This window comes from Rivularia sp. PCC 7116, assembly GCF_000316665.1.
GTDB lineage: Bacteria > Cyanobacteriota > Cyanobacteriia > Cyanobacteriales > Nostocaceae > Rivularia.
The window spans coordinates 1,251,568-1,276,165 of record NC_019678.1; the positions used below are offsets into that span (position 1 = coordinate 1,251,568).

Here is a 24,598-nt window from a genome sequence, read left to right on the forward strand (position 1 = left end):
TCCGAGCAATCGGGAGGCATTTTTTGTTGCTTTATTTTTCTTATATTTAATTATGAAAGAGATAAACTTTCCTGTTGAATTGCTTTATTAAGATGTATTATTTAAAAATTTAAAAGGTCAAAGGTTAAAGGTTGATTACCTATCACCCCTTACCAATTACCGATTACCCATTACCAATGCCCAATTTCCAGTACAATAACCACGATATGACTTAAATTTACGGGAAATTGTAATGACTCAGGCTCGAATAGGGGTTATCGGTGGCAGCGGTTTATACAAGATGGATGCGCTCAAAGATATTGAAGAAATTGAAGTAGAAACTCCATTTGGTAAACCTTCCGATGCTTTTATTGTTGGGAATTTAGATGGTACATCAGTTGCTTTTTTACCCAGACACAACCGCAATCATACTTTATTACCTTCGGAATTACCGTTTCGCGCTAATATCTACGCTATGAAAAAGTTGGGTGTGGAGTATATCATCTCAGCTTCTGCGGTGGGTTCGTTGAAGGAAGAAGTAAAACCGCTGGATATGGTGGTACCGAATCAATTTATTGACAGAACCAAAAATCGGGTTTCTACGTTTTTCGGTGAAGGAATAATTGCTCATATTGCTTTTGGCGACCCAGTTTGCAATAATTTAGCTGGTATTTTAGCTTCGGCGATCGCGTCTCTCAATCTTCCCGATGTTAGTTTACATCGCGGCGGTACTTATGTCTGTATGGAAGGGCCAGCTTTTTCTACAAAAGCGGAATCTAACCTTTATCGGAGTTGGGATGCGACAGTTATCGGCATGACGAATTTAACCGAAGCTAAGTTAGCCAGAGAAGCGGAGATTGCTTATGCAACCTTGGCTTTGGTGACGGATTACGATTGCTGGCATCCCGATCATGATAGTGTAACTGTAGAAATGATAGTTGGTAATTTACAAAAAAACGCCGTCAACGCCCAAAAGGTAATTCAAGAAACGGTAAAAAGTCTAAGCCAAAATCCGCCACAAAGTGATGCACATTCGGCTTTGAAATACGCAATTTTGGCACCTTTAGATAAAGCACCAGCTAAAACGAAGGAAAAATTAAAATTTTTGTTGCAGAAGTATTTCTAAGCATGTGTAATGGGTAATGGAGAGATGGGGAAGAGGGGGTATAATTTTCAACTCATAACTCCTAATTCCTAATTCCTAACTCCCAATGCCCAATTCCCTAATCGTTAATCAACTTTTTAAACCTGTCTGAATCCTTAATGATGATTCTTCCTTGATGTCATCTAAATTTTTGTATAAATCTTTGTACATTTCCTGCTCTTCCTCATTAATGAGTTTTTTTATTTCTTGGCTTTTTGTATCTTATATATTTTGTAGTTTAATTTTGATATCTTCTTGTTTTGCATTTAACTCCGCTTCTAATTCTTTCTTGGTATGGGAAACCCATTCCTTAAGTATCATTTGACGAAAGAATATAAAGGCAATAGTTACCAACACCGGTGCTACTATCAGCCAAAAATTGAGTAAACTTAAATTCGCATCTAATAAGCCTGTAGTGCGCTCAAATCTATCACCAACACTACGGGAAACTTCATCTTGAACAATATCTCTTATCTCTTTCTCTTGCTGAAGTTTTTCTAATTTTTCTACTCGTTGATTAACTATTGACGGTTCGAGTTGAGTTTGAGCAGTCGCAGTACTAATAGATATAAAAATAGTTAACAGAGCAAGCGTCAGCTGATTTTTAAATTTCATAACAGCTTAAGAATCAGGTGATTTACAATAAAAATTCCGATACAACAAAAGTGACCGTATAATCGGTCACTACATTTGTAATATATCTAGATTTCTCGACTTTGTTAGTTGTTTTGAATACACCTGTCTTGAACTTTTAGGCAATCAAACAACTTGGAATACGAAGTTAAAAGCTACCCAATTGTTAACATTCCAAACCCAAGAATCATCAGATAGATTTTGTGTTTCATCTTTCTTTATACTGGCTTGACTCAAATCTTGTAAAAGCGCTTCTGCGACTTCTAAAGGATTTAATAACGGTGAAATACGGTGAGTTTCTCTTGTAGAGTGTTTACCTTCTTCGAGGGCTGCTAAAGTTTGAGTAAAAGGTGCGGTGCTAAGAACCATTTGAGTTTCACACCAAAAATCTGGTCCCGACATTACCCACTCAAAACCAGCAGTTGTTTTAGGTATTATCAGTGATTGTCCTGGAGGAATAATTACCTGTTGAAGTTCTGGTTTGCTGGAGTTTTCTTCTGATTCTTCATCTTTATACCAAGGATAAAGAGCTATTGGATTCTTACTATTATTTAATCCCAGTAAAATTAAATACAGCGGTCTATCTCCAGTATTTTCTACTCGATAGCGTACTTTACTACCAGTAGATATTGTAGGGATTCCTAGAGAAGAAATATCCTGTGTTTTCTTTCCAGATGTTTCCATACCTAATGTTCGCCTTGTTTGACGCTGCATTAAAGTACGGGGCAGTTTCTTGTTAATTACTTCCAAAGTTGCTTTGACGCTCAAACCCGAACTTCCTTCGTTTTGAGTCAGCTTCCACAATTTAGCTGCTAAAAGAGTTTTTAGTTTAGGAGCTAATCGATAAACTGCGACTTTTAATGCTTCTCCTTCTTCTCCGAGAGTATCGGGAATTAACTCTCCTCCCAAAGTAAATAAACCATAGCGACTTGAAGACGACATCGCCATTGAATTATTAACTTCCGTGTCGGGAACTTCTGTTTCTGGCAGCTTACCAAATAAATAATCGGCTGGTTGCTCCTCCGCAATCACGCTACCAACGCGCTCAATAGAAGCAAAAGCACTTGTCGCATCAACTCGTTCAATTCGTTCTAAACTAACGTCATCCAGGGCAACTTTTAAACTAATATCTTTGGGTAAAACTCTAATGGTTTCTCTTACAAGCCCCCCAACTTTTGGAATTATTTGCTTATTTTTGGTTTGCTTTAATGTTGCTTTTGCTTTCAAACCATTGCGACTGCGTAACACCAAAGGTGCGGTTGAAGGTGATTGTGCCGAATAAAAAGTAAATTTGGAATTGACTCCATAATATTCCAGTACTTGCGGCGGTATTCCTCCCAACCACAAATGAACGGTTTTACCGTCATCTTCTACAGAAGTTACTGCTCCATCTGCTCCTGCAATTGGCTTTGATAATACATTCTTCTCAATCAGAGGCTTGGTTTGATTGTTCTTCTCAAGTAAAACTGGTTCTTGAAAGCTACCCAAAGACAGCATGGAACTTCCGACGCGAGATAAACTTATTTGAATAGTTTTGGCACTAGTGGTTTCCCATAGATATTGTGTTAAAGCGTAGGTAAATAAACCCGCACTAAAATCAGAAAAGATAATTTCTTGTGCCAAATCTTTTGAACTTGAACTAGATGCAAGCAAAACGCTCAACTTATCGGCAGCAATTTTCTTTGTTAGCTGCTTTTGAAATTCGACTTCTTCAGCTAAAAATAGTCCTTCTAAAGGTGCTTTCCAAGAACGACTTCTTAATCCCGTTGGTTGGGAAATACTGGGTTTGTAATAACTAGTGTCTAATATTGCTGTAGCACGTTCGGTAGCTAATGACTGCATTAACAGCAATAAAGTGTCTTCTAATAAATAGTTAGCAATTTTTTCGGAATCTTCGATAATTTTAGTTCCATTGACGGGAATTAAAGCATTTTCCATCCCACCCAGTAAACTTTTTGTTTTAATCCGACTGCCATAACCGCTGAAATGGAAGACAACCACATCACCGGGTTTAGCTTGTTTCCCTAGATGTTCGACAAATGCATTTTCAATGCCTTGTCTAGTTGCTTGCTTGTTTGTCAAACACAGAATATCTGACGGTTGGAAGCCAAAGCGATGAATTAAAAGCTCCCTTTGTAGTTCCACGTCCGTCAGACAACCCTTAAGTGCGGGAATTTGCGGATATTGATTGATGCCTACCAATAACGCCAACTTGCGTGGATTATTATCGGCTAGCGCCTGTTGCAGACGGCTAGCTTGCGTCCACCATGATGACTCGGTAACTCCCAATACCGCCAAAATAGAGCCTATTCGTTTTAAAAAGATTCGCCGCTTCATAAATTAACCCCTCAACCCTCAAATCCTTAGCTATCAGATTAAAGGGCTGAATTCGATTATGTAAAGCTATAGCTTATACGGTTTTGGAAGCAAAAGATTTAATTATGCTTCTAATTTACGCTTCAACAGGAACTCGCATGGCACGTACTAACTCCGCTGCAACCTCTGGGCGAGAAAATTCTGCTGGGGGTGATTCTCCTCGACGCAGCATTTCTCGTACTTTGGTTCCAGAAAGATGAATCCGTTCTTCTTTCTTGCTGGGGCTAGTTTTTGCAGTCGCCATCTGCTTAGTGCGGGTGCAGTAGAAAGCATGTTCAAACTTCATCGGGATAATGCCTAATTCTCCCGGTTCAAATTCATCAAAGATGTGCTGTGCGTCGTAAGTACCGTAGTAATCACCTACGCCAGCATGATCTCGTCCGACAATAAAATGAGTACAGCCATAGTTCTTCCGAACTAAAGCATGAAAAATTGCTTCGCGAGGTCCAGCATAGCGCATTGCTGCCGGATTTATCGCTAAAATTACTCTATCATCTGGATAATAATTTTCTAATAAGATTTCGTAACAGCGCATCCGCACATCAGCCGGAATGTCATCTGATTTTGTTGCTCCCACTAAAGGATGCAAAAACAAACCATCAACAGTTTCTAAAGCGCATTTCTGAATATACTCATGAGCGCGGTGGATGGGGTTACGAGTTTGGAAACCAACAATAGTTTTCCAACCTTTTTCCCTAAACATTTTTCTCGATTCGGCTGGATCTATTTGATATTTAGGAAATTGTGCATTTTCCTTACGTTCCAATAACCACACATCACCAGCGATATTTACCGCACCTTGATCGTAAACAACTTTTACGCCGGGATGCTTATCTTCGTCGGTGCGATAAACATTAATTGCTTCTTGTTTTTTATCGTAATTATATTTTTCCGAAAATTCTAATACCCCAATAAATTCACCTTTAGAGTTATCCAAACGGATTAAATCGCCTTTCTTAAAAGAATTTGCGACTTTCTCAGTTACTGAAAGCGTAATCGGAATCGCCCATGCAATTCCCGAAGCCAAACGCATTTCTGAAACTACCCGCTTATAGTCCGATTCGTTCATAAAACCAGTCAGCGGACTAAAACCCCCGATCGCAATCATTTCCAAATCGGAAACAGCTCGCTCGTCAAGTTCGACTTTGGGTAAAGTATCAGCTTTTGAAATAAATTCTTGTTTTTGCTTTGGTGAAGCGATGCGATTTATCAACTGTCCGCCATGTGCGGCAATAGCATCGAGATTATTACTCAACGTATCTCCTTGCGTATTCTTAACTGCAACTTTTTAAAGCTATGAATAACTTACCAAGAAATGGGTATATCTACGCGCTTTTAAATGAATTGGGGAATGGAGAATGGGTATTGGGCGTGGGGATGGGAAAATGATTTAAAAAGATGCTACCTAAGTAGGAATGTAATTCCTGGTGTAATAGCGAAAGTCCTATCAAATAACTCCTCATTGTTCCCATCGGTAGCGTAATTTATTTCTCAAGCGTTCGCGACTTATTCCAAGTTCGTTGCTGATTTTTGCTTCCACAGAAGGGATATGTGTAGTGTTTAAGATAATTTGAGATTTCGTATATCTCGTACTGATTTTATTTTCTGCTTTCTTTACTGTTACCAAGGAAATACCTTGCTGAGGATAAATTTCAACTTTAATCAATGCAATTTTTTTTCCATAATCTGGCTGAGTAGTTTTTAATTGAGTCAGGTTTTTTGATGGACGTGATAAAGTCTGTTCGGTTAACCATCCGCCAACAAACCAAAAACTTAGTCCTAAAAGTGGTAACGGCAACCAAAATTCTATTCCCACAGATTTAATAAATTTTAGCCATCCAGGAGAAAGGTTTCTTGAAGTCATAATAGTCAACAGTGAGCAGTTAGCAGTCTATATATAGCGTTTTTTAGTTTTTGATGGAGTATTTTTAACTTAATAGTTGCATCTCATAAGTGTTAATTGTTAATTGTTAATTGTTAACTGTTAACTGTAATTATGGTAATTCTACTTGTAGAAGATGATGCGAGACAGTTGGAGCCTTTACATGCGGCTTTATCAGCAGTGGGACATATTGTTGATGCAGTTGAAGATGGTGATACGGCACAGTGGCTGATTACTCAAAAAGAATACGATCTATTAATTTTAGATTGGATGTTACCGAATGTAACAGGTGTGGCATTATGCCATCAGTATCGACAAGCAGGAAAAACTGCTCCCGTATTAATGCTCACTGCTAAGGACACTACTGACGATAAAGTTACCGGTTTAGATGCCGGTGCCGATGACTACTTAGTAAAACCAGTTGACGTAATCGAATTATTAGCTAGAGTAAGAGCATTAGGAAGGCGATCGCCACTTTGGCAAGGCGATATTCTCAAACTCGAAGACTTACAATTGCATTTAAATACTTTAACTTTGAAGCGAGGAGAAGCAAAAGCCAAGCTATCAACTCGCGAATTCCAGTTAATGGAATATTTAATGCGTCATCCCAACCAGGTTTTGTCCCGCGAACAAATTGAAGATACTCTTTGGGAATGGGGCACCCAACCAGAGAGTAATGCTGTGACAACTTTGGTACGAAGAGTAAGACAGCGTTTAGAATCAGTAGGTGCAAAGGATTGTTTGGAAACGATATACGGTATGGGTTATCGTTTAAATCCGCCGAATTGAAGAGATGTGATGTGTGAGGACAAGGGAATAAGGAGACAAGGAGTTAAGGAACAAGAAAATAATTTTGAATTCTTAACCCTTAATTGCTAACTGGTGGCTGCTAATTGTATGTCCCTCTGGGACAGGCTCGGCTAACGCTAACACTGTTCTTTGACGATCCACACCCTCCGGGTGAACAACTGTCCACTGAAAACTGACAACTGATGCTAACTCGTAGTCGTCGCCGTTTAGCTTACTTATTCACCCTAACAATGGGTGGAATTTTAGTTACGTTTGCTTTTGTAATTTATTTCTTATTGGTTAGAGAACGGCTGCGCGTTTTTGACCAAAATTTGAAAGACGAAGCTCAAAGCTATGTTTTCAAGTTCAAATATTCTTTAGAAAAAGGACAATATCGAATTAATTATGAAGATATACCGCTTACGTCTTCTTCAGAAATGCTTCCGCCACAATTTGAATATACCTGTTGGTATGATAATTCAGCGAGACCTTTAACAATCAACGATTCAGTTTGTCCGCCAACAAAATCAATTAGACAAGGGTTTCAAACTGTTAAAAGTAATCAGTATCTAGCTAATTCTCAACAACTATCGCTGCGTCAAATAACATCGCCATTTCAAAACGGTAACAAACAAATCGGCTATATAATTGTTGCTAAATCTCTACAACCGATTCGAGATAATTTGAGGAAATTACGATTATATTTATCTGTGGGAGTTCCGAGTACGTTAGGTATAGTGGGAATTGTTGGCTGGTTTTTGGGTGGAGTAGCAATGAAGCCGACGAAACGCTCTTACGAGCAGTTACAGCGTTTTACTGCTGATGCTTCTCACGAATTACGAGCGCCGGTTGCAGCGATTTTAAGTAATGCTCAAGTTGGTTTGCTCGCACCCGAAGATAATAGCGAACTTCCTCGCCAACGTTTGGAAAATATCGTTGATATTTCTAAATCAATGAGCGCTCTGATTGGTAATTTATTATTTTTGGCCAGACATGAGGGACGTTTAAATCCCAAAGATTTCAAGAGTGTGGAAATTGTGAGTTTTTTGAATAATTTATTAGAAGAATATCAATTAATTGCTGAAGAAAAAGAATTAAGTATAATTGCCGAACTCCCATCTCAAGAAGTAACAGTATTTGCCGACCCAGATTTATTACAGCAAGCTTTAAAAAACCTATTAGATAATGCTTGTAAATATACTCCTCAAGGAGGGATGGTTGAGCTAAAGATGTTTACTCAACTGCGACGAATATCCATTCAAGTAATTGATAGTGGAATTGGTATTCCCGCTGAAGATTTGCCGCATATTTTCGAGAGATTTTATCGAGTAGATAGCTCGCGTACTCGAAGTTCTGGCGGTTTCGGTTTGGGATTGGCTATAGCCCAACAAATAGTCAAAGCTCACGGGGGTGAAATTTCTATAGAAAGTACAGTTGGTGAAGGAACAATTTTTCAAGTTTGTTTACCTTTGAGGAAGATGTCATAGTTAGCCGTTAATTAAGCCTCAGACTATAAGTTTAGGGCTACACAAACAAAGCTCACCGTTGAAATAGGCTAAATCATTAAAGCAACATGTATATTTTTATGTATATAAGTTGTCATCTGGAAAAATAGTTTTTTAGCCCCTGTAGACGAGCTTTATTTTTGTAACGCTAGTCTTCTAGGCTTGGTGCAGACGAGATACAAACTTGAATTTTTAACTTTGACATATTCATGTCATATTTACCTGCAATATTAAAGCTATCGGGTAAAGAAACGAGTTAGCAACCAATAGCAATTACCTTTCCACGGATATCTAACCTTTTCTCCCAACCACACACACACTATGTTTCTGGTTACTAGGAATATCTATCTTCTTAGTAACTAGACTACCTAAACTAATAACTACGATTTTATCTAATTTTGTATTCAGCCTTAATAAAGAATAATCTGACATATTCCTGTCATATTTAGCTGTAAAACTAAGATTAACAAGAAAAACTCCTATTAAATCTTCTAAAACAACTAACTACTAGCCACTAACACCCAAAACTATGAGTAACAAACTATCCTTTCCAAAATCGCTAGCTTATTTATCTGTATTCTTTGCAGGCGCTGCTTTTACCTTACCCGTAACTCAGTTATTGCCAACTGAAGCTTCACAACAGCAAGAAGAGTTAAGAATCGCTCAAGTACCGGGAAATACCAGCCAAGCTGTTCCCAATAACTTTATCGCTACTGCGGTAGAAAAAACAGGTCCTGCGGTGGTGCGAATCGATTCGACTCGTACTTCTAGTAGAGGAAGACGTTCGAGGCAGTCTAGCGGAATCGGCTCTGGATTTATCATTGATTCCAACGGTACCATCCTTACTAATGCTCACGTAGTCAAAGGTTCTTCTAAAGTTCGAGTTACTTTAGGTAATGGACGCAACTTAATGGGTGAAGTTGTAGGTTTAGACGATTTAACCGACGTTGCTGTGGTGAAAGTTTCCGCGAATAACCTACCGACAGTAGAGATGGGTAATTCCCAAAATCTCAAACCTGGTGAATGGGCGATCGCCATTGGTAATCCTTTGGGATTGGACAACACTGTAACTGCTGGAATCATCAGCGGTACGGGGCGTTCTAGTGGAGTAATTGGTGCTGCTGACAAACGAGTTCGCTTCATCCAAACCGATGCAGCAATTAACCCCGGTAATTCTGGCGGACCTTTATTAAATCAGCGCGGTGAAGTTATTGGTATCAATACCGCGATAATTGGGCGCGCCCAAGGTTTAGGATTTGCTATTCCCATTAATAAAGCTCAGCAGATTGCCAGTCAGTTGATTGCTGGTGAGAAAGTGGCGCATCCTTACTTAGGAATTCGCATGACTAATTTAACTTCAGATTTGAAAGAAGACTTAAGTCGCGAACTAGGTTTAAGGTTATCTACCAATCAAGGTATTGTGATTGTAGACGTTGCTCGTAACTCTCCCGCAGCTAGAGCAGGTTTACGGGCAGGAGATGTAATTCAACAAATTGATGGTAAATCGGTAAAAACCGCAGACGAAGTTCAATTAGCGGTAGAAAAAACATCAGTCGGCGGTAACGTGCAAGTAGCAGTTAATCGCGGCGGTAGAAATGTAAATATCCGCGTTCAACCCGGACAATTCCCCGTTTCTCAAGGCTAATTAATTCTAGGCTGTGTGACGCTTTTAGATATGCACGAAAAATAAATCAATGTTTTGGCAAGAGCGTCACGCACCAACAGTAAGTTGCAATAACTAACGGAAAATTCCAAATTTCAATAACCAACTTCAAGGAGTATTAAATAGACATGAAACGCTTTGATGCTATAGCTATTGTTAGTACCGGCATCGTTAGCAGTTTACTGACTTTATCATTAAGGGTTGCACCTGCATTTGGAAAAGTAGAAAGCTCAATATCAAATGTTCCTCAAGAAAGAACATTACCCCTACAAAACAATAGTAAATTTCAACCCGTAGTCTTTACAGCCGATGTTTCTTCGGAAAACGTTGGTAATCAAATTAGTGACAACACCACAATCTTAGGTTTAGCAGCAATTGGTGCTGGTAGCGCAGGCTTAATTTGGAGCCTCAAATTACGAAATAAAACATTATCGGCTCAATACGGTAGTCGTCGCAAAGATGTCTCAATAGAAAAAGCAAATCCGCGATTGAGAAAAGAGTTACTGAGGTTAGTAGGCGGCGATAGCAGAACAGCGAATCGATTAGTTGCTGGAATCAAGCAAAGTCATCCTGGAAAATCAATTAATTGGGTAGTAGAGAAAGTCATTTATGATTTAGAGCGCGATAGATAGTGATAAGGTTCAAGGTTAGAGGTCAAAGGTAAATGTTTACCATGACAACTTTTTCCTAAATGATTCAATAAAATTATCAACGATACATTTTCCGTTCTAACAATCTAAACTGTTTCCTTGCAGAATCACCTTTGCTAATCGTTACTTAGCAGAGGTTTTTTATTGATTATTTATTAGTTATTAGTGATTAGTTATTAGTTGTTAGTTATTAGCTTTTAATTTTGATTTTAACCTTTGACCTTTGACCTTTTATTTATTCTGTCATATTGATGTCATATTGTTAAATCATACTAAAAATAATCAAACTTAAAACAAAGATTTGAGGCATTTAAAATGAAGTCTAAATTAATGCCAATCTTGGCTGCATCTACTATTTTTACTCTTGCACTTCCTTTAGCTGCAAATGCTTGTGGGGACAAGAAAAATTTAACTCAAGCACAACGCACTCAAGTAGAACAAGTTAAAAATAATGCTCGTTCTCAAGTTGAAGAAGTCTTAACACCGCAGCAACAAGGACAATTCCAAAGCGCTGTAGAAGACGGACAAAAAATGCGTTCTGTTGTAGCTAATTTAAATCTTTCCCAAGAGCAACAAACTCAAATCGATGAAATAATGCAAGTCGCTAAGGAGCAAAAAAAAGCAATTTATCGTTCCAACTAACTTAATCTAAGAACTAACTTTTTACAACGTTATCAATCTCCCTAGAAATACTCTCAAATGTACTCGATTTCTCACAGAAGTCGGGTCTTTTTTTTTCAGTTAGTAGTTAGTGGTTATACCGTTTCTATACAAAAATGTGCCAAATTCAGCCTAGTTTACGGTAGGCTTTGTTGCCATAACCTCAGCCTTCCAGGTTGCGGGCAAATAATATTATGATTTGTTTGATAATAAAGAAACCCGGTTCTTTCAAAAAACCAGGTTTCTTAATAACAGTAACTGTTCACTGTTCACTGTTCACTGTTAAAACCGTTCAATTATTCCACCACCGAGGACTTTTTCGCCGTCGTACCATACGGCTGCTTGTCCGGGGGTAATGCTGAATTGGGGTTCGTCAAATACGATTCTGACGCGAGAGTTTTCTAAAGGAATTACGGTGACGGGTACTGGTTGCGAACGATAGCGAATTTGTACTTCTGCACGAATCGGACTTGTAGGTTCGGCAATTGATACCCAATTTACCCGCGCTACATTACATTCTGGGTTTGTTGCTGTAGTGCGATCGCCAACGATTACCCGGTTTGCTCCTGCATCCAAACCAATTACGTATAAAGGTTGTGGGGCTGCAATCCCCAATCCTTTACGCTGTCCGATAGTATAGTGATGCACGCCATCATGTTCTCCCAACACTTTACCTTCAGCGTCTACAATTTCGCCTTTTTTGGGAGCCAAATATTTATCTAAAAAAGCACGCATCGAGCCGTTGCTTTCTACCAAACATAAATCTTGGCTTTCTGGTTTGTCGGCTGTTTGCAGCTTGTATTCAGCAGCAATACGACGGGTTTCCGATTTTTCTACTTCTCCTAAAGGAAATATCGAACCACCGAGTAATTCCTGCGACAAATCGTATAAAAAATATGTCTGGTCTTTGTTGCGATCGAATGCACGTAGAAGTTCGTAACGTCCGCTGGTTTCGTTGCATTTTATCCGAGCGTAATGTCCTGTAGCTATTTTATTGCTTCCCAATTTTTCCCGCGCATATTCGAGCATGGGACCAAACTTTACAGTTTTATTGCATTGCGAACAAGGTAAGGGCGTAACACCAGCACTGTAACCAGTTACTAGATAATCTACAATATTGGCTTGAAAGACATCGCGGATATCAACAACGTGATGGGGAACGCCCAGTTGTTCGCAGATATGAGCAGCGTCAACCATACCTTCAGAGCAACATTGACCTTTTCCCTTCATTAGCCAAAGGGTAAGACCAATAACTTCATAGCCCTGATGGTGCAAAATTGCAGCTACGGCAGAGCTGTCAACGCCACCGGAAAGACCTACTACGACTTTTTCCATATCCGTATAACTTGCTAGGCTGTTATTTCTAAGTTAACACCCTTTGATTGCTACTATGGTTTACTTAGCTAATTTCACTTTCTAGATTATTATTTACAAAACGTTACCAAAGATACATTTTTAATTTCAGAGAGATAAATTAAAATTTAAAATTTAAAATCCGAAATCTGAAGTCATTTAATCCTGACTAAATAGTTTAGTCATAAGAATAATCTAAAATCTCAAATCTTAAATTTAACCAGCGCTACCATGCTTAATAAACTTCCCAACTTAATTAGACCTTCTCTTGCAGGATTTACTTCTTTAATTACCTATTCATTCCTAGGAAGCTGTTTAACGCTTATTCCCATTGCACCAGCAGATGCCAAAACTCCTAATAGACCTCAAAAATTAGCACAAACACAATATGCTCAAAGTGAATTCGATTTTAATTCTCAATACAATCCAAATTCTGAAAGCTACTTGGTAATTGTAGATAACACGGATTCTGGATTGCTCGAACGAGTACGTCTTGTGGAACCTACTGCTTTTGCAGGTGACTTTATAGGACGTTCTGTTATTCAAGCAGGAGTCTTCAGACGTTTAGATAACGCTCAAGAAAGAATTAGACAGTTACAAGCTTACAGTATTGGTTCTCGTATCTACAGTCGAACTACTGGAAGAGAAATCGCGAATTCTTATGGTGGGGATTTTTCTAATCCTGGGAATGTATCCGATCCTATTGCTAGAAATAATAATAGAAGCCAAAAAAGAATTAAATATTATTATGTAGCGATTCCAGATAAACCTGATAAATTATTTCAAATTGAAAACCAAATTAGGCAAAGTGCTGGGGGACAAAGCGTCGGAGTTGCTGTAAAGAATGCTCCTAGAGGTCCTCATGTTGCAGTCGGACCTTTTGCTGGACGTTTACAAGCCGAGCAGTGGAATTATTACATACGCTCTTTGGGATTAAATAACGCTAGAGTTTATTACGGTAAATAAGACATGTAATAGTGATGATTATTACTGTGGATTTGGCATTGTAGAAAAATCCCCTAACAAAAGGGAACAATCCCAGGTGCACAAAATTCTATATTCAACTAATAATCTAAAAACTTAAATTCTTTACAGGACTATAATCTAGGCTACCTTGGTTATTCATGGGAACGATTTAGAATCTGGTGCGGGAAAGTTTGAGCAAGCTAAAATTCGCCTCCTCAATTTTCCCCAAAATCGTTAATCCTAAATTAGAAGAGTACCACTATGTTTAATCTAAAACATAGCCTGATTCAACCTGGTTTCTTTACATATTCCTTATCAGCAGTTTTCTTAGGGCTTGTTTCAATGACACCGATACAAGCGAAAACTCCTAGTAAATCTCAAATAGTTGCACAATTACCACCAGGGTATGCTTCCCAAAGGTACAACCCAGAAGCAGATTTTGTTTCCCCATTCAGTTCAAACAATCAGAATTTCGGCAATTATTCATCAAATTACGCAAGCTACTTAGTGATTGTAGATAACCTGTATTCTGGATACCTCCAACAAGTACGCTCGGTTGCTTCTGATGCTTTTATACCTCCTCAAAAACCTTCTGTTATTCAAGTTGGAAAATTTAATCGTCTAGATAATGCCCAACAAATGGCTCAAGAGTTGCAGCGTAGAGGTTTCAATCCCCGTATCGAAAGCCAGAATCCTGTAGCAGAGATACCTAAGTTTCCCAACGATCCTAATTACAGAAATTATCCTACTCCTCCTAGAGATAATAACCAGAGGAAAAAACATTATTACGTTGCCATTCCAGGAAGGTCTAAGAAACTATCTCAAATCGAAAATAAAATTAGGCAAAGTGCAGTAGGAAGCTCGCTTTACTATCAAAGAAGAAAATCCCCCAGAGGGCATCACATAGCAGTTGGACCTTTTAGCGAGCGTTTAGAAGCAGAACAATGGAACTATTATTTACGTTCTTTGGGATTAAGTAACGCTAGAGTTTATTACGGAAAGTAGAAATTGGGAATGGGGCATAGGGCATAGGGCATCGGGGCATTAGGAGAAGGTAGAATTTTAACTGGTAACTAGTAACTCCTAACTGGGGACTGTTCACTGCTCACTGTTCACTGCTCACTGTTTACTGCTCACTGATTAATGTTTGATAACCGAGAATTAATTTCCCGAGTCGCAGTTACCGCAGCCCAAATGCGGGATATTGAAGGACGTATTTTTGCGGCAGGAATGCCTGTAGCTGCTTTGATGGAAAAAGTAGCAGGACTGATTACTTGTCGAACTGAAGAGATTCTAAGACAAGGGGAATATTCTTTCTGCTCTCCCTTTTCCCCCTCCTTGGGAATCCTCGCAGGTCCCGGGCATAATGGGGGTGATGCTTTAGTGGTTGCTCGCGAGTTGCATTTTCGCGGGTATAAAGTAAAGGTTTATTGTCCGATTTCTAAGTTAAAAGAATTAACTTCGCAGCATCTACAATTTGTCCGTAGTTTGGATATTCCTTGCTATGAATCCATTCAACCGCTGCAAGATTGCGATTTTTTTATTGATGGTTTATTTGGTTTCGGTTTAGAAAGAGATATTACCGAACCGATTGCAGGTGCCATTAATCAACTTAATCAATGGAATAAACCAATTATCAGCATTGATGTACCTTCTGGTTTACATACAGATACCGGAGAAATTCTAGGAGTAGGGATTCGCGCAACCCATACTTTTTGCTTGGGTTTATGGAAATTAGGTTTACTCGAAGACCAAGCTTTAGAATATATCGGTGAAGCTGAATTAATCGATTTTGATATTCAATATACAGATGTGCAAGCTGTACTAGGGGAATTTCCTAAAATCAAACGCATTACTACAGCGACTGCACTTTCGACTCTACCTTTACCCCGTCAACAGGTTACTCACAAATATAAAGAAGGTCATTTACTGCTGGTTTGCGGCTCTCGTCGTTATTCGGGAGGTGCAATATTGACTGGTTTGGGAGCGCGTGCTTCTGGTGTGGGACTGCTCTCTATTGCCGTACCGCAGTCTCTTGCTGCCACAATGATTTCACATTTGCCCGAAGCTATAATTATTGGCTGCCCGGAAACTGAGAGCGGCGCGATCGCTCAACTAAAATTACCCGGTAATAAGGATTTAAATAGCTTTGATGCGATTGCTTGCGGTCCTGGTATAACTGTAGATGCGGATTCAGTTGTACGAAAAATATTAGATTGTTCTCAAGATTTACTTTTAGATGCTGATGGTTTAAATATTCTCGCGAATATGGGAACTCTGCCAACTTTACACAAACGGCAAGCATCAACCATACTTACCCCACATGCTGGCGAATTTCAACGCTTATTCCCTAATATCGACAATGTTAATAAAAATAGAATATTGGCAGTACAAGAAGCCGCGAAACAATCTAGTGCAATCGTTCTGCTAAAAGGTTCAAGAACTGCCATTGCAAATCATCAAGGTTGCGTTTGGATTAATCCTCAAAGCACCCCAGCACTAGCTCGTGGAGGTAGTGGTGATGTGTTAACTGGATTACTCGGGGGATTAATGGCGCAAGCGGTATCGCGAAATTTACCTGTAGAAACAACGGTTGCAACTGCTGCATGGTGGCACGCTCAAGCAGGTATTTTAGCTGCCCAAGAACGGACTCAACTAGGTGTAGATGCTTTCACTCTGACAAAATATCTTATGCCCGTTGTAGCCTCTACTAAGAAATAACTCTCAAGCCAAGACATTTGTACGATTTTTTAAATCTTAAGAATTACACACCATGCGCGAGTGAGCTAAATCCCGAATTAATGGGACTCGCGAACTAATATATATACTCATTTCTTTAATCTGCTCGCCGCTCAGCAGCTTTCTGCTTTCTAGCTTGCCGAGCAACTGTCCAATCAAGTCTGTATCATTCAAACTTAAAATTGTCTTTGTTTCGGTTTCTTCAATCACCGACCAGACATGACGCATTGTAACTGCTCGTTCTCTAAGTCCTAACATAGCTTATCAACCCAAATCTAAATAAAATATTTCATTCTTATCACCAACCCACACTTAATTTTTAAACAAACTCAGATACATATCTCGAATGCTATTTATCATGCAGGCGGGTTAAACAATCTAAAGAAAATATTAAGGCTTAAATCTAAAGAAAATCTTAAATGTTGCAATACTTTACTCATTCGATGAGAATCTAAACATTCGGTTACATAAATCAATTTTCATGAGGTCGCTTACTTCAAAGACCTTTAAGTTTTAAACGAGGATAGCTTATATAAGATCCTTGAATATAGTAAATAAGCGCTAACCAGGATTCTATAATGGTTAACGCTTTTTATTTATTAGTATTGAGTATTGAGTGTATGCGATAAATTTATCAAGCTCGTAATCACCCAAATGAAAGCCCCGTCAGCTAACGGAGCTTTATTGGTAATGTCAAAATGTTAGAAAATCATAACTTATAATTCTAAAGAAAATCTAAAAAAGTATCGAAAATTGCTATTTATATGAAAATATATATTTAAGTTAATAACTCTTAATTCAGCGGAGTCAGCTTATATATAGGCTCTGAATATATTTAAAGAAGCGCCATCTTTTTTAACGGATTGGCGCTTCTTTAGTTATAATTGCTTTTCTAAGCTGCTTCTTAGCAGCGAGTAGTTAAGAACCATGAGTAGGGGATTATAATTTTAACCTTTGAGTTTAAATAGGTATATTTTTCAAGCTTTGTGAGCTTCAATACTGCAACTAGTGATAGAAATAGTTGAAACTAAGGTATAGTGCAACTTTTCTAAATGCGATATGACCGATATCAAGAATTTTCCACAGTTAAATGCTTCTGATAAAGGAATCACTCCAGCGTTGACGAGTTTTCTTGAAGATATATATTGCTTTTATCAATCCCTTAATGAAGGTACAGTTGCACAGAATATACCAGAGTTGGCTAAGGCGAATCCGGATTGGTTTGGAATTTGTGCGGTTGATGTAGATGGTAAAGTTTTCGACATCGGTCATACAACTCAAGAATTTAGCATCCAGTCAATTTCTAAGCCTTTTGTTTATGGATTGGCTTTGGAGGATTGGGGAAAAGATTACGTTCTCGAACGTATTGGTGTAGAACCGACTGGAGAACCTTTCAACTCGATAATGGAGCCAGAGGAAATATCCCGGCGGCATTACAACCCAATGGTTAATGCTGGTGCAATTGTCACTACAAGTTTAATCAAAGGTTCTGATGCACAAAAGCGTTACAATCGTTTGCTTGAGATGTTTCGACGATACATAGGTAGGAATGTATCTATTGATTCGGCAATATTTAATTCTAAGAAAACCAGCGACCATCTTAACCGAGCGATCGCCTACATGATGCTCAATTTTGATTTAATAGAAGGCAATATTAATGACATTATTAATCTGTATTTTCAACAATGCTCTTTGACAATTAACTGTCATGATTTAGCGGTGATGGCGGCGACTTTAGCCAACAAAGGTTTAAATCCGATGACCAGAGAGCGAGCCATAGATAAAAAATATGTCAAAGATATATTGAGTATTATGTATACCTGCGGTCTGTATGAATTTTCAGGTCAGTGGGCATATAAAGTTGGTTTACCGGCAAAAAGTGGTTTATCGGGTGCAATCATCGGGGTTGTTCCCAATCAAATGGGGATAGCTGTATTTTCTCCTCCCCTGGATGAGCGTAAAAAAAGTAAGAGGGGAGTCAAAGTTTTTGAAGCGCTTTCTGAAAAATTTGGATTACATATTTTTACTACGGATAATAAGGAAGTTTCCCCACAACCACAGCGGAAAATCCACTTTGTTGATTCAACAAGTCCGCAAACCCCAACTCAGTCAAATATAAAGATTCAATATAATCTACCATCCAAATCTTTAATTACATTTTTACGGGAATTACACTGCAAATATCTTCCTTTAAGAGATGGAAAAGCTTATGTCAGCGAAGCTGGTTTAGTAGATATTAATCCCGATTGGTTTGCTATTTGCATCGCTACGGTAGACGGACAAGTTTACTGCGTAGGAGATTGGGAAGAATCATTTTTAATTCAGTCAATATCAAAAGTTTTTGCTTACGGATTAGCACTCGAAGATAAAGGAAGAGATTACGTTTTAACCAAAGTTGATGTCGAACCAACCGGAGATGCTTACAACTCCATTATTAAAGTGGAATCCAAATCCAAACGACCTTATAACAGTATGGTGAATACCGGAGCGATCGCCACTACAAGTTTAATAGAAGGAGCAGGTCCGGGTCATAAACTTAACCGAATATTAGAAATGTACCGTCGCTATATCGGACGTAGAGTTTTTGTCGATACACCCATACTTGTATCCGAACAAAATAGTGGCGATCGCAATTGGGCTATATCATATTTGTTGCGAAATTTTGGCATGATTTCGGGAGATATTAGTCAAACTTTGCATTTGTATCTGCAGCAGTGCAGCATAATTATTAACTGTCGAGATTTAGCGTTGATGGGAGGAACTTTAGCTAATAGTGGCATAAATCCCGTGACTAAAGAGCGAGCCATCAATTCTATTTTTATTAAAGACTTGCTTAGCGTTATGCATACCTGTGGGATGTACGATTTTGCTGGGGAATGGGTATACAAAGTTGGATTTCCGGCAAAAAGTGGAGTTGGTGGTGGAATCATTGGTGTAGTACCCAATCAAATGGGAATCGCAGTTTTTTCTCCCCCTCTGGATTCTCGCGGTAACAGCATTCGGGCGATTAAAGTTTGCGAAGAACTATCTAAATATTTAGGGTTACATATTTTTGCTCGGTGATACGGAACGAGTAACGAGTAGCTGTTGAGGAATGGACTATAAGGTAACTGATAGCAAGATGGAAACAAGGTAGTTTAGTTGCTGATATAACTATTCCGCTTTGTTTTTGATAGTACGAATCTAAACAAAATCGAAAATATTTCGATAATCCTAATTAGAAGTACTAGTCTAGAAAAAGTGTATTTATCTGGTTTGGCGTGAAAAATGCCAGATTGTATGTAATTAGTTATGATTTGTAAGACGGATAGAATATCTAGCGTTAGCCATTCAAAACTTTAGAGTTAAAGGTCTTGATTAAATAGATTTAGCTCAAAAAAGCGTTAATAAATTATTGTATTTCGCTTAAAAAAGCAGAGTGGAGCAGATAAAAGCGATTTCCACAGTAAAGTATTAAGAGTGTAAAAGGAGAAAAGACATGACACAAGCTAAAGCTGGTGACAACGTAAAAGTTCACTACACGGGCAAGTTGGATGATGGTACAGTTTTTGATTCCTCTGCCGAACGCGAACCTTTACAGTTCTCCCTTGGTTCGGGAAATGTAATTCCTGGATTTGAAGAAGCGATAGTCGGTATGGCTCCCGGAGAGTCCAAAACTGCAACTATTCCCGCAGATCAAGCTTACGGTCCTCAACGTGAAGAACTAGTAATAACAGTTGAGAAAGAGCAAATACCTACAGATTTATCAGTAGAAGTCGGTCAACAATTACAGATTTCTCAAAATAACGGTCAGGTAATTCCAGTTATCGTTACAGACGTTTCGGATTCCAAAGTTACCCTTGATGCAAATCATCCTTTAGCAGGACAACAGTTAACTTTTGATATTGAGTTAGTTGAAGTTGGTTAAATAAATATTTGACCATAAGCCCGCGAAGGCGGGCTTTGTTTTGTTAGCCCCAGACTTATAGTCTGAAGGCATTCGATAAAATAGCATCTCTGTTCGCCTCCATATTAAAATTGCTAAGATTTAACTAACAATCCCAACAAAAAGCCGACAAGTACTAGTAAAAAGCAGAATATACCCGCAAAGATAAAAACAATTTTTTGATTAATTGGTATTAATAATAAATTGTTGTCGGATTTAAGTATCTCTTTGAATGCAGGAGAATCATTTTCATGATTTACCACGGGCGGTGAAATCGGGGTATGTTCCTCCTGTGGTGATGGAAAAATAACTGGCTTGACAGTTATTACTTCTTGTTGAACTAAGTCTTCTTGCGAAGTTGGGTTTTTTTCTTGTTCGACATGCTTGGGGCTTGGTGAGATATTTTCTTCTTCTTTTAAAGTTGGTTTTGGTACTTCTGATGATGTATTAACGCTTTTATTCTCAAATTTACTTAAAGGCTTACTTATAAGATAAGGTTCAGAAAAATCTTGTTTATAACCTCGAAAATAAACACCAGCTTTTAATTCACCTAATGACTTTGCAGCTTCGTAACGCACATCTCGATCTGAGTCTCGGAGTAAATCAATTAATAAATTAGTCGCTCGTAATTTGTTTAATTTACCCAGCGCGATCGCAACTTTATCTTTGCCAATTAATTTGTGTGAATTCGCAGTAATTGATTTTTCATCTAAATCATTATCTAAATCATTATTTAAAAATTGATCGGTGTAGAGAAAAGCAAAGTACTCGCGCAGTAATAAATGAGAAAACCGATAAGTCTCTTGTTCGGTATTCACACTTTTAATCAATAAATATAGATTTTGACATAAACTAAGAAAATCTTCTATCTTTTCTTGAGGCAAAAGCCTGTTAAAAATATCTGGAAGAATGTAATTATCATCTGGATGCTCATCACTCATTACTAAGACAGCAATTTGTCCTAATATCTGCTTAAGCTCTTTTAAAGAAAAAGCAATTGCAGTAACGTTGTGTTGCTTCTCCTTTTCTCTTTCATAACTTTTGCTGATAAAATTGTCGAACAATTTTTCAGGGCTATTTATATTAGCCAACTCTTCTAACTCATTTTTATTTTGCCTGTCATTGCTTATATATGGCGATACTAATACTGCTAATAAGAATGGTGTCCGAACCATCTTTCGTAAAGCCATATTCTGAATTAGTATGCTCCATATTTTACGAAAAAACTTACTATCTTTAGCAAAATTATATTCTAAATAATTTTTAATTTCTTCGTAGTTTAACTGTTTAAGAATTACTGCACCATTTAAATTCAGTTTTTCGCCACCGTCCCTAGTAATTATTCTTTGATAATCTCGATTGCGGCAAGTTATAATTGTCGGATTACATCCGTATATAGATTCAAAAACAGCGAATTTTTGCATAAATTCTATGCGATAATCGCGCTGTTTAGCATTTGGGTCTTTTATACTAGAATCTTTTGCAGGTAATTCATCTAATCCATCTAGCAGAAATAGAACCTGCTGAGCTTTTATTTTTTGTTCTAATAATCTTTCATTTATTCCGGAATAAATATATTTAGCCTGATTGATTAACCAGTTTAGAATATCTTCTTTTCTATCCCATCTACGGATTGGAGCAAATAAAGGTAAAAGCGATTGTGGATTTGTACTGTCTATATTTTGAGAAAATTTGCTGGCAAACATCCGTAACAACACTGTTTTACCAGCACCTGGTTCTCCTAGTAATAAAAGACGCTGTTCTTTATAATTAAAAATAGTCTCTAATTCAGACCATTGAGTGGCTTCGGAGTTCTTGAAATGTTTAACTGGGTTAACAAAATCTGGTTTTTCTTCAAAAGAGCGTGAAAAATTATAGTATTTAAATTCACCTTTGATAATATCATCACTAAATTCTTGAATAAAATTTTGGAGATAAATTTTGAAGCTCTCTTCTTCATTCATAATTGTTTTATAAAATATAGAGACCGTATTTTTTTCATATTCATTTTCATATTCATGACTAATAATTGTAATTAGATTATATTTCAGCAAAAAAATAAATTATAGTATGCTTCTGTATTCATATCATCATATTTTGATTGCTTTTCATTATTATCGTAATCGGGATATCTCTTCAGAGCTTTATAAGCATCCGGATGCTGATTTCGTCGATATATTTCTCGCATAGAAACTTCAACTGCATCTCTAACGTTACTAATTGCATCGTTTCGCCAGATATCTATTAAAATCTCTACCGCTTGTTCTTTATCTAGCTGTTGTGATGCTAAATCTAAATGACCAATTGCTCTCACTACTGCTTCTCTAGCAATCCGATCTTTATAATATTCTGGATTCTTTTTATTCTTTACTTTAGCAAGCAAATCTTTTAATGCACTGGGATTAGCAATTATTCCTAAAGCATCTGCTGCTGCTGCACAAATATCTGGTTCTTGTTCGGTTAATGCTTTTTTTAATGTACTAATACTTTTAAATGATTTTATTTGACTTAAAGCCTGAATTGCTTTGATTCTTTCGTCAATATCATCGCGATTTTTGAGAATATAGATAATTTTATTGACTTCCTTAATATTTAAAGGTTCTAACGGCTCGCAGTTAATTTTTTGTAAATATCGTTTAGCTAATTCCGAACCAGTTTGATTAAAAATATCGTTCAAAGACTCTTGAGCAGTATTACGTACATTGCTGATAACATCTTCACGGGCAGCTTTATTCAAAGCATCTGCAATTTTTTTTGTGACACTATCTTTTAAAGAGCTAGTATTTGTAACTGCTAACTTGCCCAGTACTTCTGCTGCCGCTTGTCGTAAATAGCGATCGCTTTCTTTTTCAAAGTTTAATGTGTCAATCAATGTATCAATAATATGCTGCGAGCAAGCTCCTATTTCTTTGACTGCTTCAACTACTGCAACGCGAACATCGGCATCTTCAGCAGATTTTTTGAGTAAACCAATTAATAAATCTATGACACCGCTGCCAACTTCTTTATCTGCTGTAATTTTCTTTGCTATCAACTCAATACTACTTTCCCTGACTTCTACTTTAGAATCCTTTAAATTGCTAATTAACCCAGATAAACTATCAATATTTACTAAACTGCTTTGTTGTTGTTCTCTATCGCGTATGAGACTATTTATAACGTATTCGGAAAACTTATTTTTATCTTTTTCTTGCCACAAAGCACGTTGTAATTTGATGCTTTGTGCCGATTTATTTTTTAACAAATCTTGTTGTTCGTATATTGCAGCCAGTGCTTCTAATGCAGTATCGCGTACATTGCTAATCGCATCGTTACGCATGATTTGAATTAAAGGTTCAACAGCTAAATCAAAAACTTTTTCTCTATCAGCTTCATACTTTACTAGCTTTCCTAACTCGCGAGCAGCAGCTTGACGAACAAACCGATCCTGATGTTGTAAGAAGCTAACTAATTCTTGTACGGCAATCGAATTATCAAAAATTCCTAACAGCTTAATGGCAACTGCAATTACATCAGCATCTTGTTGTTCCTCATGTAGAGCAGCTAAAAGAGCATCTTTTGCTCCTTGGTTTTTCCATCCACTGTCTGCTAAATTTGCTCTTCCAGCTATTACCCAAACTATAGGGCCATTACTTTTTTTGATTGCTTGACGTAAAATATAATCACATTCAGCTTTCTCTACTATTTCATAAGTATCGATAAATATAATCAGTGGTTTTTCTTTAGCTAACTTGGTAATTCCCGAACTCAAAGCTCCAACCAAGTTATTTTCTGGATTTTGATAAATTCCTTGTTCAAGCGTGGTTAAAAGAGATTCTACAAATTCCCGAGCTACCTTAAATTCTTCCTCTTCCGAATTGTATTTATCTTTATTTATTAACTGAGCAATCCCATCCGCTCCTAAAGGAATTAGTTCTTGAATAGCTTCATTCTCTAACTCAGATTCTAAAGCTTGGTTAATTTTCTTCTTCGCTTCTTCCCAATAATTTGTAGTGGCAACGTAGTTATCAAAATAATTTGCTTTACCTGCTTGATAAAATGACTTATAAATTACTTCCAGCACGTTAGTAGGCTGAATTTCATCCCATGATTGTGCATCATAAATGCGATAATATTCTTTTTGCCAGTCAATAAATATAGTATTTAAATTACCTTCTAATTTATCTTTTGCAACTTCTTCGAGCTTTTTTAGTAAAGTTGTTTTACCAATACCAAGATTTCCATAATAAAGAAAAATATATGGTTGAGAAGAAACTTCTGGATTTGTCAGAGCATCGATAGCTTGAGTAAATTTATTAATTTCTTGGGTACGCCCTAGACAAGCTTCACTCATA

At 37.6% G+C, this 24,598-nt stretch carries 19 protein-coding genes and 1 pseudogene; 12 read left to right on the top strand and 8 right to left on the bottom strand.

Features of this window, described 5'->3' with window-relative positions:
* Positions 1–232 precede the first annotated feature (232 nt).
* Positions 233–1,105 (top strand): S-methyl-5'-thioadenosine phosphorylase, encoded by an 873-nt coding sequence (locus RIV7116_RS04775; RefSeq protein ID WP_015117136.1) that lies wholly within the window; start codon positions 233–235, stop codon positions 1,103–1,105.
* A gap of 240 nt (positions 1,106–1,345) precedes the next feature.
* Here RIV7116_RS04775 and RIV7116_RS04780 read toward each other — a convergent pair whose 3' ends face one another.
* The 4 genes from RIV7116_RS04780 to RIV7116_RS04795 form a co-directional block, all read right to left on the bottom strand.
* Positions 1,346–1,738, bottom strand: coding sequence for a hypothetical protein (locus RIV7116_RS04780; RefSeq protein WP_015117137.1), 393 nt, complete (start codon positions 1,736–1,738; stop codon positions 1,346–1,348).
* Positions 1,739–1,882: 144 nt separating this feature from the next.
* Complete coding sequence (locus RIV7116_RS04785) at positions 1,883–4,093, bottom strand: caspase family protein (RefSeq protein ID WP_015117138.1); 2,211 nt, start codon at positions 4,091–4,093, stop codon at positions 1,883–1,885.
* A gap of 115 nt (positions 4,094–4,208) precedes the next feature.
* The gene (gene sat, locus RIV7116_RS04790) at positions 4,209–5,387 is read right to left on the bottom strand and encodes a sulfate adenylyltransferase (protein ID WP_015117139.1); all 1,179 of its coding nucleotides are present in this window, start codon (positions 5,385–5,387) and stop codon (positions 4,209–4,211) included.
* A 204-nt stretch (positions 5,388–5,591) separates the two neighbouring features.
* The gene (locus RIV7116_RS04795; RefSeq protein WP_015117140.1) at positions 5,592–5,996 is read right to left on the bottom strand and encodes a hypothetical protein; all 405 of its coding nucleotides are present in this window, start codon (positions 5,994–5,996) and stop codon (positions 5,592–5,594) included.
* A 132-nt stretch (positions 5,997–6,128) separates the two neighbouring features.
* On the opposite strand from RIV7116_RS04795, the gene rppA reads away from it, so the two are divergent.
* The 5 genes from rppA (at position 6,129) to RIV7116_RS04820 (ending at position 11,263) form a co-directional block, all read left to right on the top strand.
* Positions 6,129–6,803 carry a two-component system response regulator RppA gene (gene rppA, locus RIV7116_RS04800; protein ID WP_015117141.1) on the top strand — a complete coding sequence of 225 codons (675 nt, stop codon included), beginning with the start codon at positions 6,129–6,131 and terminating at the stop codon, positions 6,801–6,803.
* Between the two features lie 203 nt (positions 6,804–7,006).
* The gene (locus RIV7116_RS04805; protein ID WP_015117142.1) at positions 7,007–8,290 is read left to right on the top strand and encodes a cell wall metabolism sensor histidine kinase WalK; all 1,284 of its coding nucleotides are present in this window, start codon (positions 7,007–7,009) and stop codon (positions 8,288–8,290) included.
* 547 nt (positions 8,291–8,837) lie between these two features.
* The gene (locus RIV7116_RS04810) at positions 8,838–9,953 is read left to right on the top strand and encodes a trypsin-like peptidase domain-containing protein (protein WP_015117144.1); all 1,116 of its coding nucleotides are present in this window, start codon (positions 8,838–8,840) and stop codon (positions 9,951–9,953) included.
* 146 nt (positions 9,954–10,099) lie between these two features.
* Positions 10,100–10,603 (top strand): hypothetical protein, encoded by a 504-nt coding sequence (locus tag RIV7116_RS36810; RefSeq protein WP_015117145.1) that lies wholly within the window; start codon positions 10,100–10,102, stop codon positions 10,601–10,603.
* Positions 10,604–10,936: 333 nt separating this feature from the next.
* Positions 10,937–11,263, top strand: coding sequence for a hypothetical protein (locus tag RIV7116_RS04820; protein ID WP_015117146.1), 327 nt, complete (start codon positions 10,937–10,939; stop codon positions 11,261–11,263).
* Positions 11,264–11,563: 300 nt separating this feature from the next.
* On the opposite strand, the gene mnmA is transcribed toward RIV7116_RS04820, so the two are convergent.
* Positions 11,564–12,616 carry a tRNA 2-thiouridine(34) synthase MnmA gene (mnmA, locus tag RIV7116_RS04825; RefSeq protein ID WP_015117147.1) on the bottom strand — a complete coding sequence of 351 codons (1,053 nt, stop codon included), beginning with the start codon at positions 12,614–12,616 and terminating at the stop codon, positions 11,564–11,566.
* A gap of 249 nt (positions 12,617–12,865) precedes the next feature.
* On the opposite strand from mnmA, the gene RIV7116_RS04830 reads away from it, so the two are divergent.
* The 3 genes from RIV7116_RS04830 to RIV7116_RS04840 all read left to right on the top strand — a co-directional run bounded on the left by RIV7116_RS04830 (position 12,866) and on the right by RIV7116_RS04840 (position 16,321).
* Complete coding sequence (locus RIV7116_RS04830) at positions 12,866–13,600, top strand: hypothetical protein (RefSeq protein WP_015117148.1); 735 nt, start codon at positions 12,866–12,868, stop codon at positions 13,598–13,600.
* Between the two features lie 261 nt (positions 13,601–13,861).
* Entirely contained in the window at positions 13,862–14,605 is a 744-nt protein-coding gene (locus tag RIV7116_RS04835; protein ID WP_015117149.1) for an SPOR domain-containing protein, read from the top strand.
* 138 nt (positions 14,606–14,743) lie between these two features.
* Positions 14,744–16,321 (top strand): bifunctional ADP-dependent NAD(P)H-hydrate dehydratase/NAD(P)H-hydrate epimerase, encoded by a 1,578-nt coding sequence (locus tag RIV7116_RS04840; protein ID WP_015117150.1) that lies wholly within the window; start codon positions 14,744–14,746, stop codon positions 16,319–16,321.
* A gap of 36 nt (positions 16,322–16,357) precedes the next feature.
* On the opposite strand, the gene RIV7116_RS04845 is transcribed toward RIV7116_RS04840, so the two are convergent.
* Positions 16,358–16,597, bottom strand: a complete 240-nt coding sequence (locus tag RIV7116_RS04845) for a hypothetical protein (protein WP_015117151.1) — start codon at positions 16,595–16,597, stop codon at positions 16,358–16,360.
* A gap of 801 nt (positions 16,598–17,398) precedes the next feature.
* Here RIV7116_RS04845 and glsA (RIV7116_RS36815) point away from each other — a divergent pair.
* The 3 genes and pseudogenes from glsA (RIV7116_RS36815) to RIV7116_RS04855 form a co-directional block, all read left to right on the top strand.
* Positions 17,399–18,364, top strand: a pseudogene (gene glsA, locus RIV7116_RS36815) (glutaminase A); the annotation flags it as partial.
* Positions 18,365–18,454: 90 nt separating this feature from the next.
* A complete protein-coding gene (gene glsA / locus RIV7116_RS36315) occupies positions 18,455–19,402 on the top strand; it encodes a glutaminase A (protein ID WP_232435814.1) in 948 nt (315 codons plus the stop codon).
* A 415-nt stretch (positions 19,403–19,817) separates the two neighbouring features.
* Positions 19,818–20,246, top strand: a complete 429-nt coding sequence (locus RIV7116_RS04855; RefSeq protein WP_015117153.1) for a peptidylprolyl isomerase — start codon at positions 19,818–19,820, stop codon at positions 20,244–20,246.
* Between the two features lie 113 nt (positions 20,247–20,359).
* Here the strand turns inward: RIV7116_RS04855 and RIV7116_RS04860 are convergent, their stop codons facing one another.
* Positions 20,360–22,228 (bottom strand): NACHT domain-containing NTPase, encoded by a 1,869-nt coding sequence (locus RIV7116_RS04860; protein WP_015117154.1) that lies wholly within the window; start codon positions 22,226–22,228, stop codon positions 20,360–20,362.
* Between the two features lie 83 nt (positions 22,229–22,311).
* Complete coding sequence (locus tag RIV7116_RS04865) at positions 22,312–24,597, bottom strand: HEAT repeat domain-containing protein (protein ID WP_015117155.1); 2,286 nt, start codon at positions 24,595–24,597, stop codon at positions 22,312–22,314.
* Position 24,598: the final 1 nt, after the last annotated feature.

Bases quoted from the DNA above. Each gene is read 5' to 3' on its own strand.
- RIV7116_RS04780 (WP_015117137.1), bottom strand. From the start codon at position 1,738: ATGAAATTTAAAAATCAGCTGACGCTTGCTCTGTTAACTATTTTTATA.
- RIV7116_RS04820 (WP_015117146.1), top strand. From the start codon at position 10,937: ATGAAGTCTAAATTAATGCCAATCTTGGCTGCATCTACTATTTTTACT.
- mnmA (WP_015117147.1), bottom strand. From the start codon at position 12,616: ATGGAAAAAGTCGTAGTAGGTCTTTCCGGTGGCGTTGACAGCTCTGCC.
- RIV7116_RS04855 (WP_015117153.1), top strand. From the start codon at position 19,818: ATGACACAAGCTAAAGCTGGTGACAACGTAAAAGTTCACTACACGGGC.
- rppA (WP_015117141.1), top strand. From the start codon at position 6,129: ATGGTAATTCTACTTGTAGAAGATGATGCGAGACAGTTGGAGCCTTTA.
- RIV7116_RS04805 (WP_015117142.1), top strand. From the start codon at position 7,007: ATGCTAACTCGTAGTCGTCGCCGTTTAGCTTACTTATTCACCCTAACA.
- RIV7116_RS04810 (WP_015117144.1), top strand. From the start codon at position 8,838: ATGAGTAACAAACTATCCTTTCCAAAATCGCTAGCTTATTTATCTGTA.
- RIV7116_RS04775 (WP_015117136.1), top strand. From the start codon at position 233: ATGACTCAGGCTCGAATAGGGGTTATCGGTGGCAGCGGTTTATACAAG.
- RIV7116_RS04865 (WP_015117155.1), bottom strand. From the start codon at position 24,597: ATGAGTGAAGCTTGTCTAGGGCGTACCCAAGAAATTAATAAATTTACT.
- RIV7116_RS04840 (WP_015117150.1), top strand. From the start codon at position 14,744: ATGTTTGATAACCGAGAATTAATTTCCCGAGTCGCAGTTACCGCAGCC.
- RIV7116_RS04835 (WP_015117149.1), top strand. From the start codon at position 13,862: ATGTTTAATCTAAAACATAGCCTGATTCAACCTGGTTTCTTTACATAT.
- RIV7116_RS04860 (WP_015117154.1), bottom strand. From the start codon at position 22,228: ATGAATGAAGAAGAGAGCTTCAAAATTTATCTCCAAAATTTTATTCAA.
- RIV7116_RS36810 (WP_015117145.1), top strand. From the start codon at position 10,100: ATGAAACGCTTTGATGCTATAGCTATTGTTAGTACCGGCATCGTTAGC.
- RIV7116_RS04830 (WP_015117148.1), top strand. From the start codon at position 12,866: ATGCTTAATAAACTTCCCAACTTAATTAGACCTTCTCTTGCAGGATTT.
- RIV7116_RS04785 (WP_015117138.1), bottom strand. From the start codon at position 4,093: ATGAAGCGGCGAATCTTTTTAAAACGAATAGGCTCTATTTTGGCGGTA.
- RIV7116_RS04795 (WP_015117140.1), bottom strand. From the start codon at position 5,996: ATGACTTCAAGAAACCTTTCTCCTGGATGGCTAAAATTTATTAAATCT.
- RIV7116_RS04845 (WP_015117151.1), bottom strand. From the start codon at position 16,597: ATGTTAGGACTTAGAGAACGAGCAGTTACAATGCGTCATGTCTGGTCG.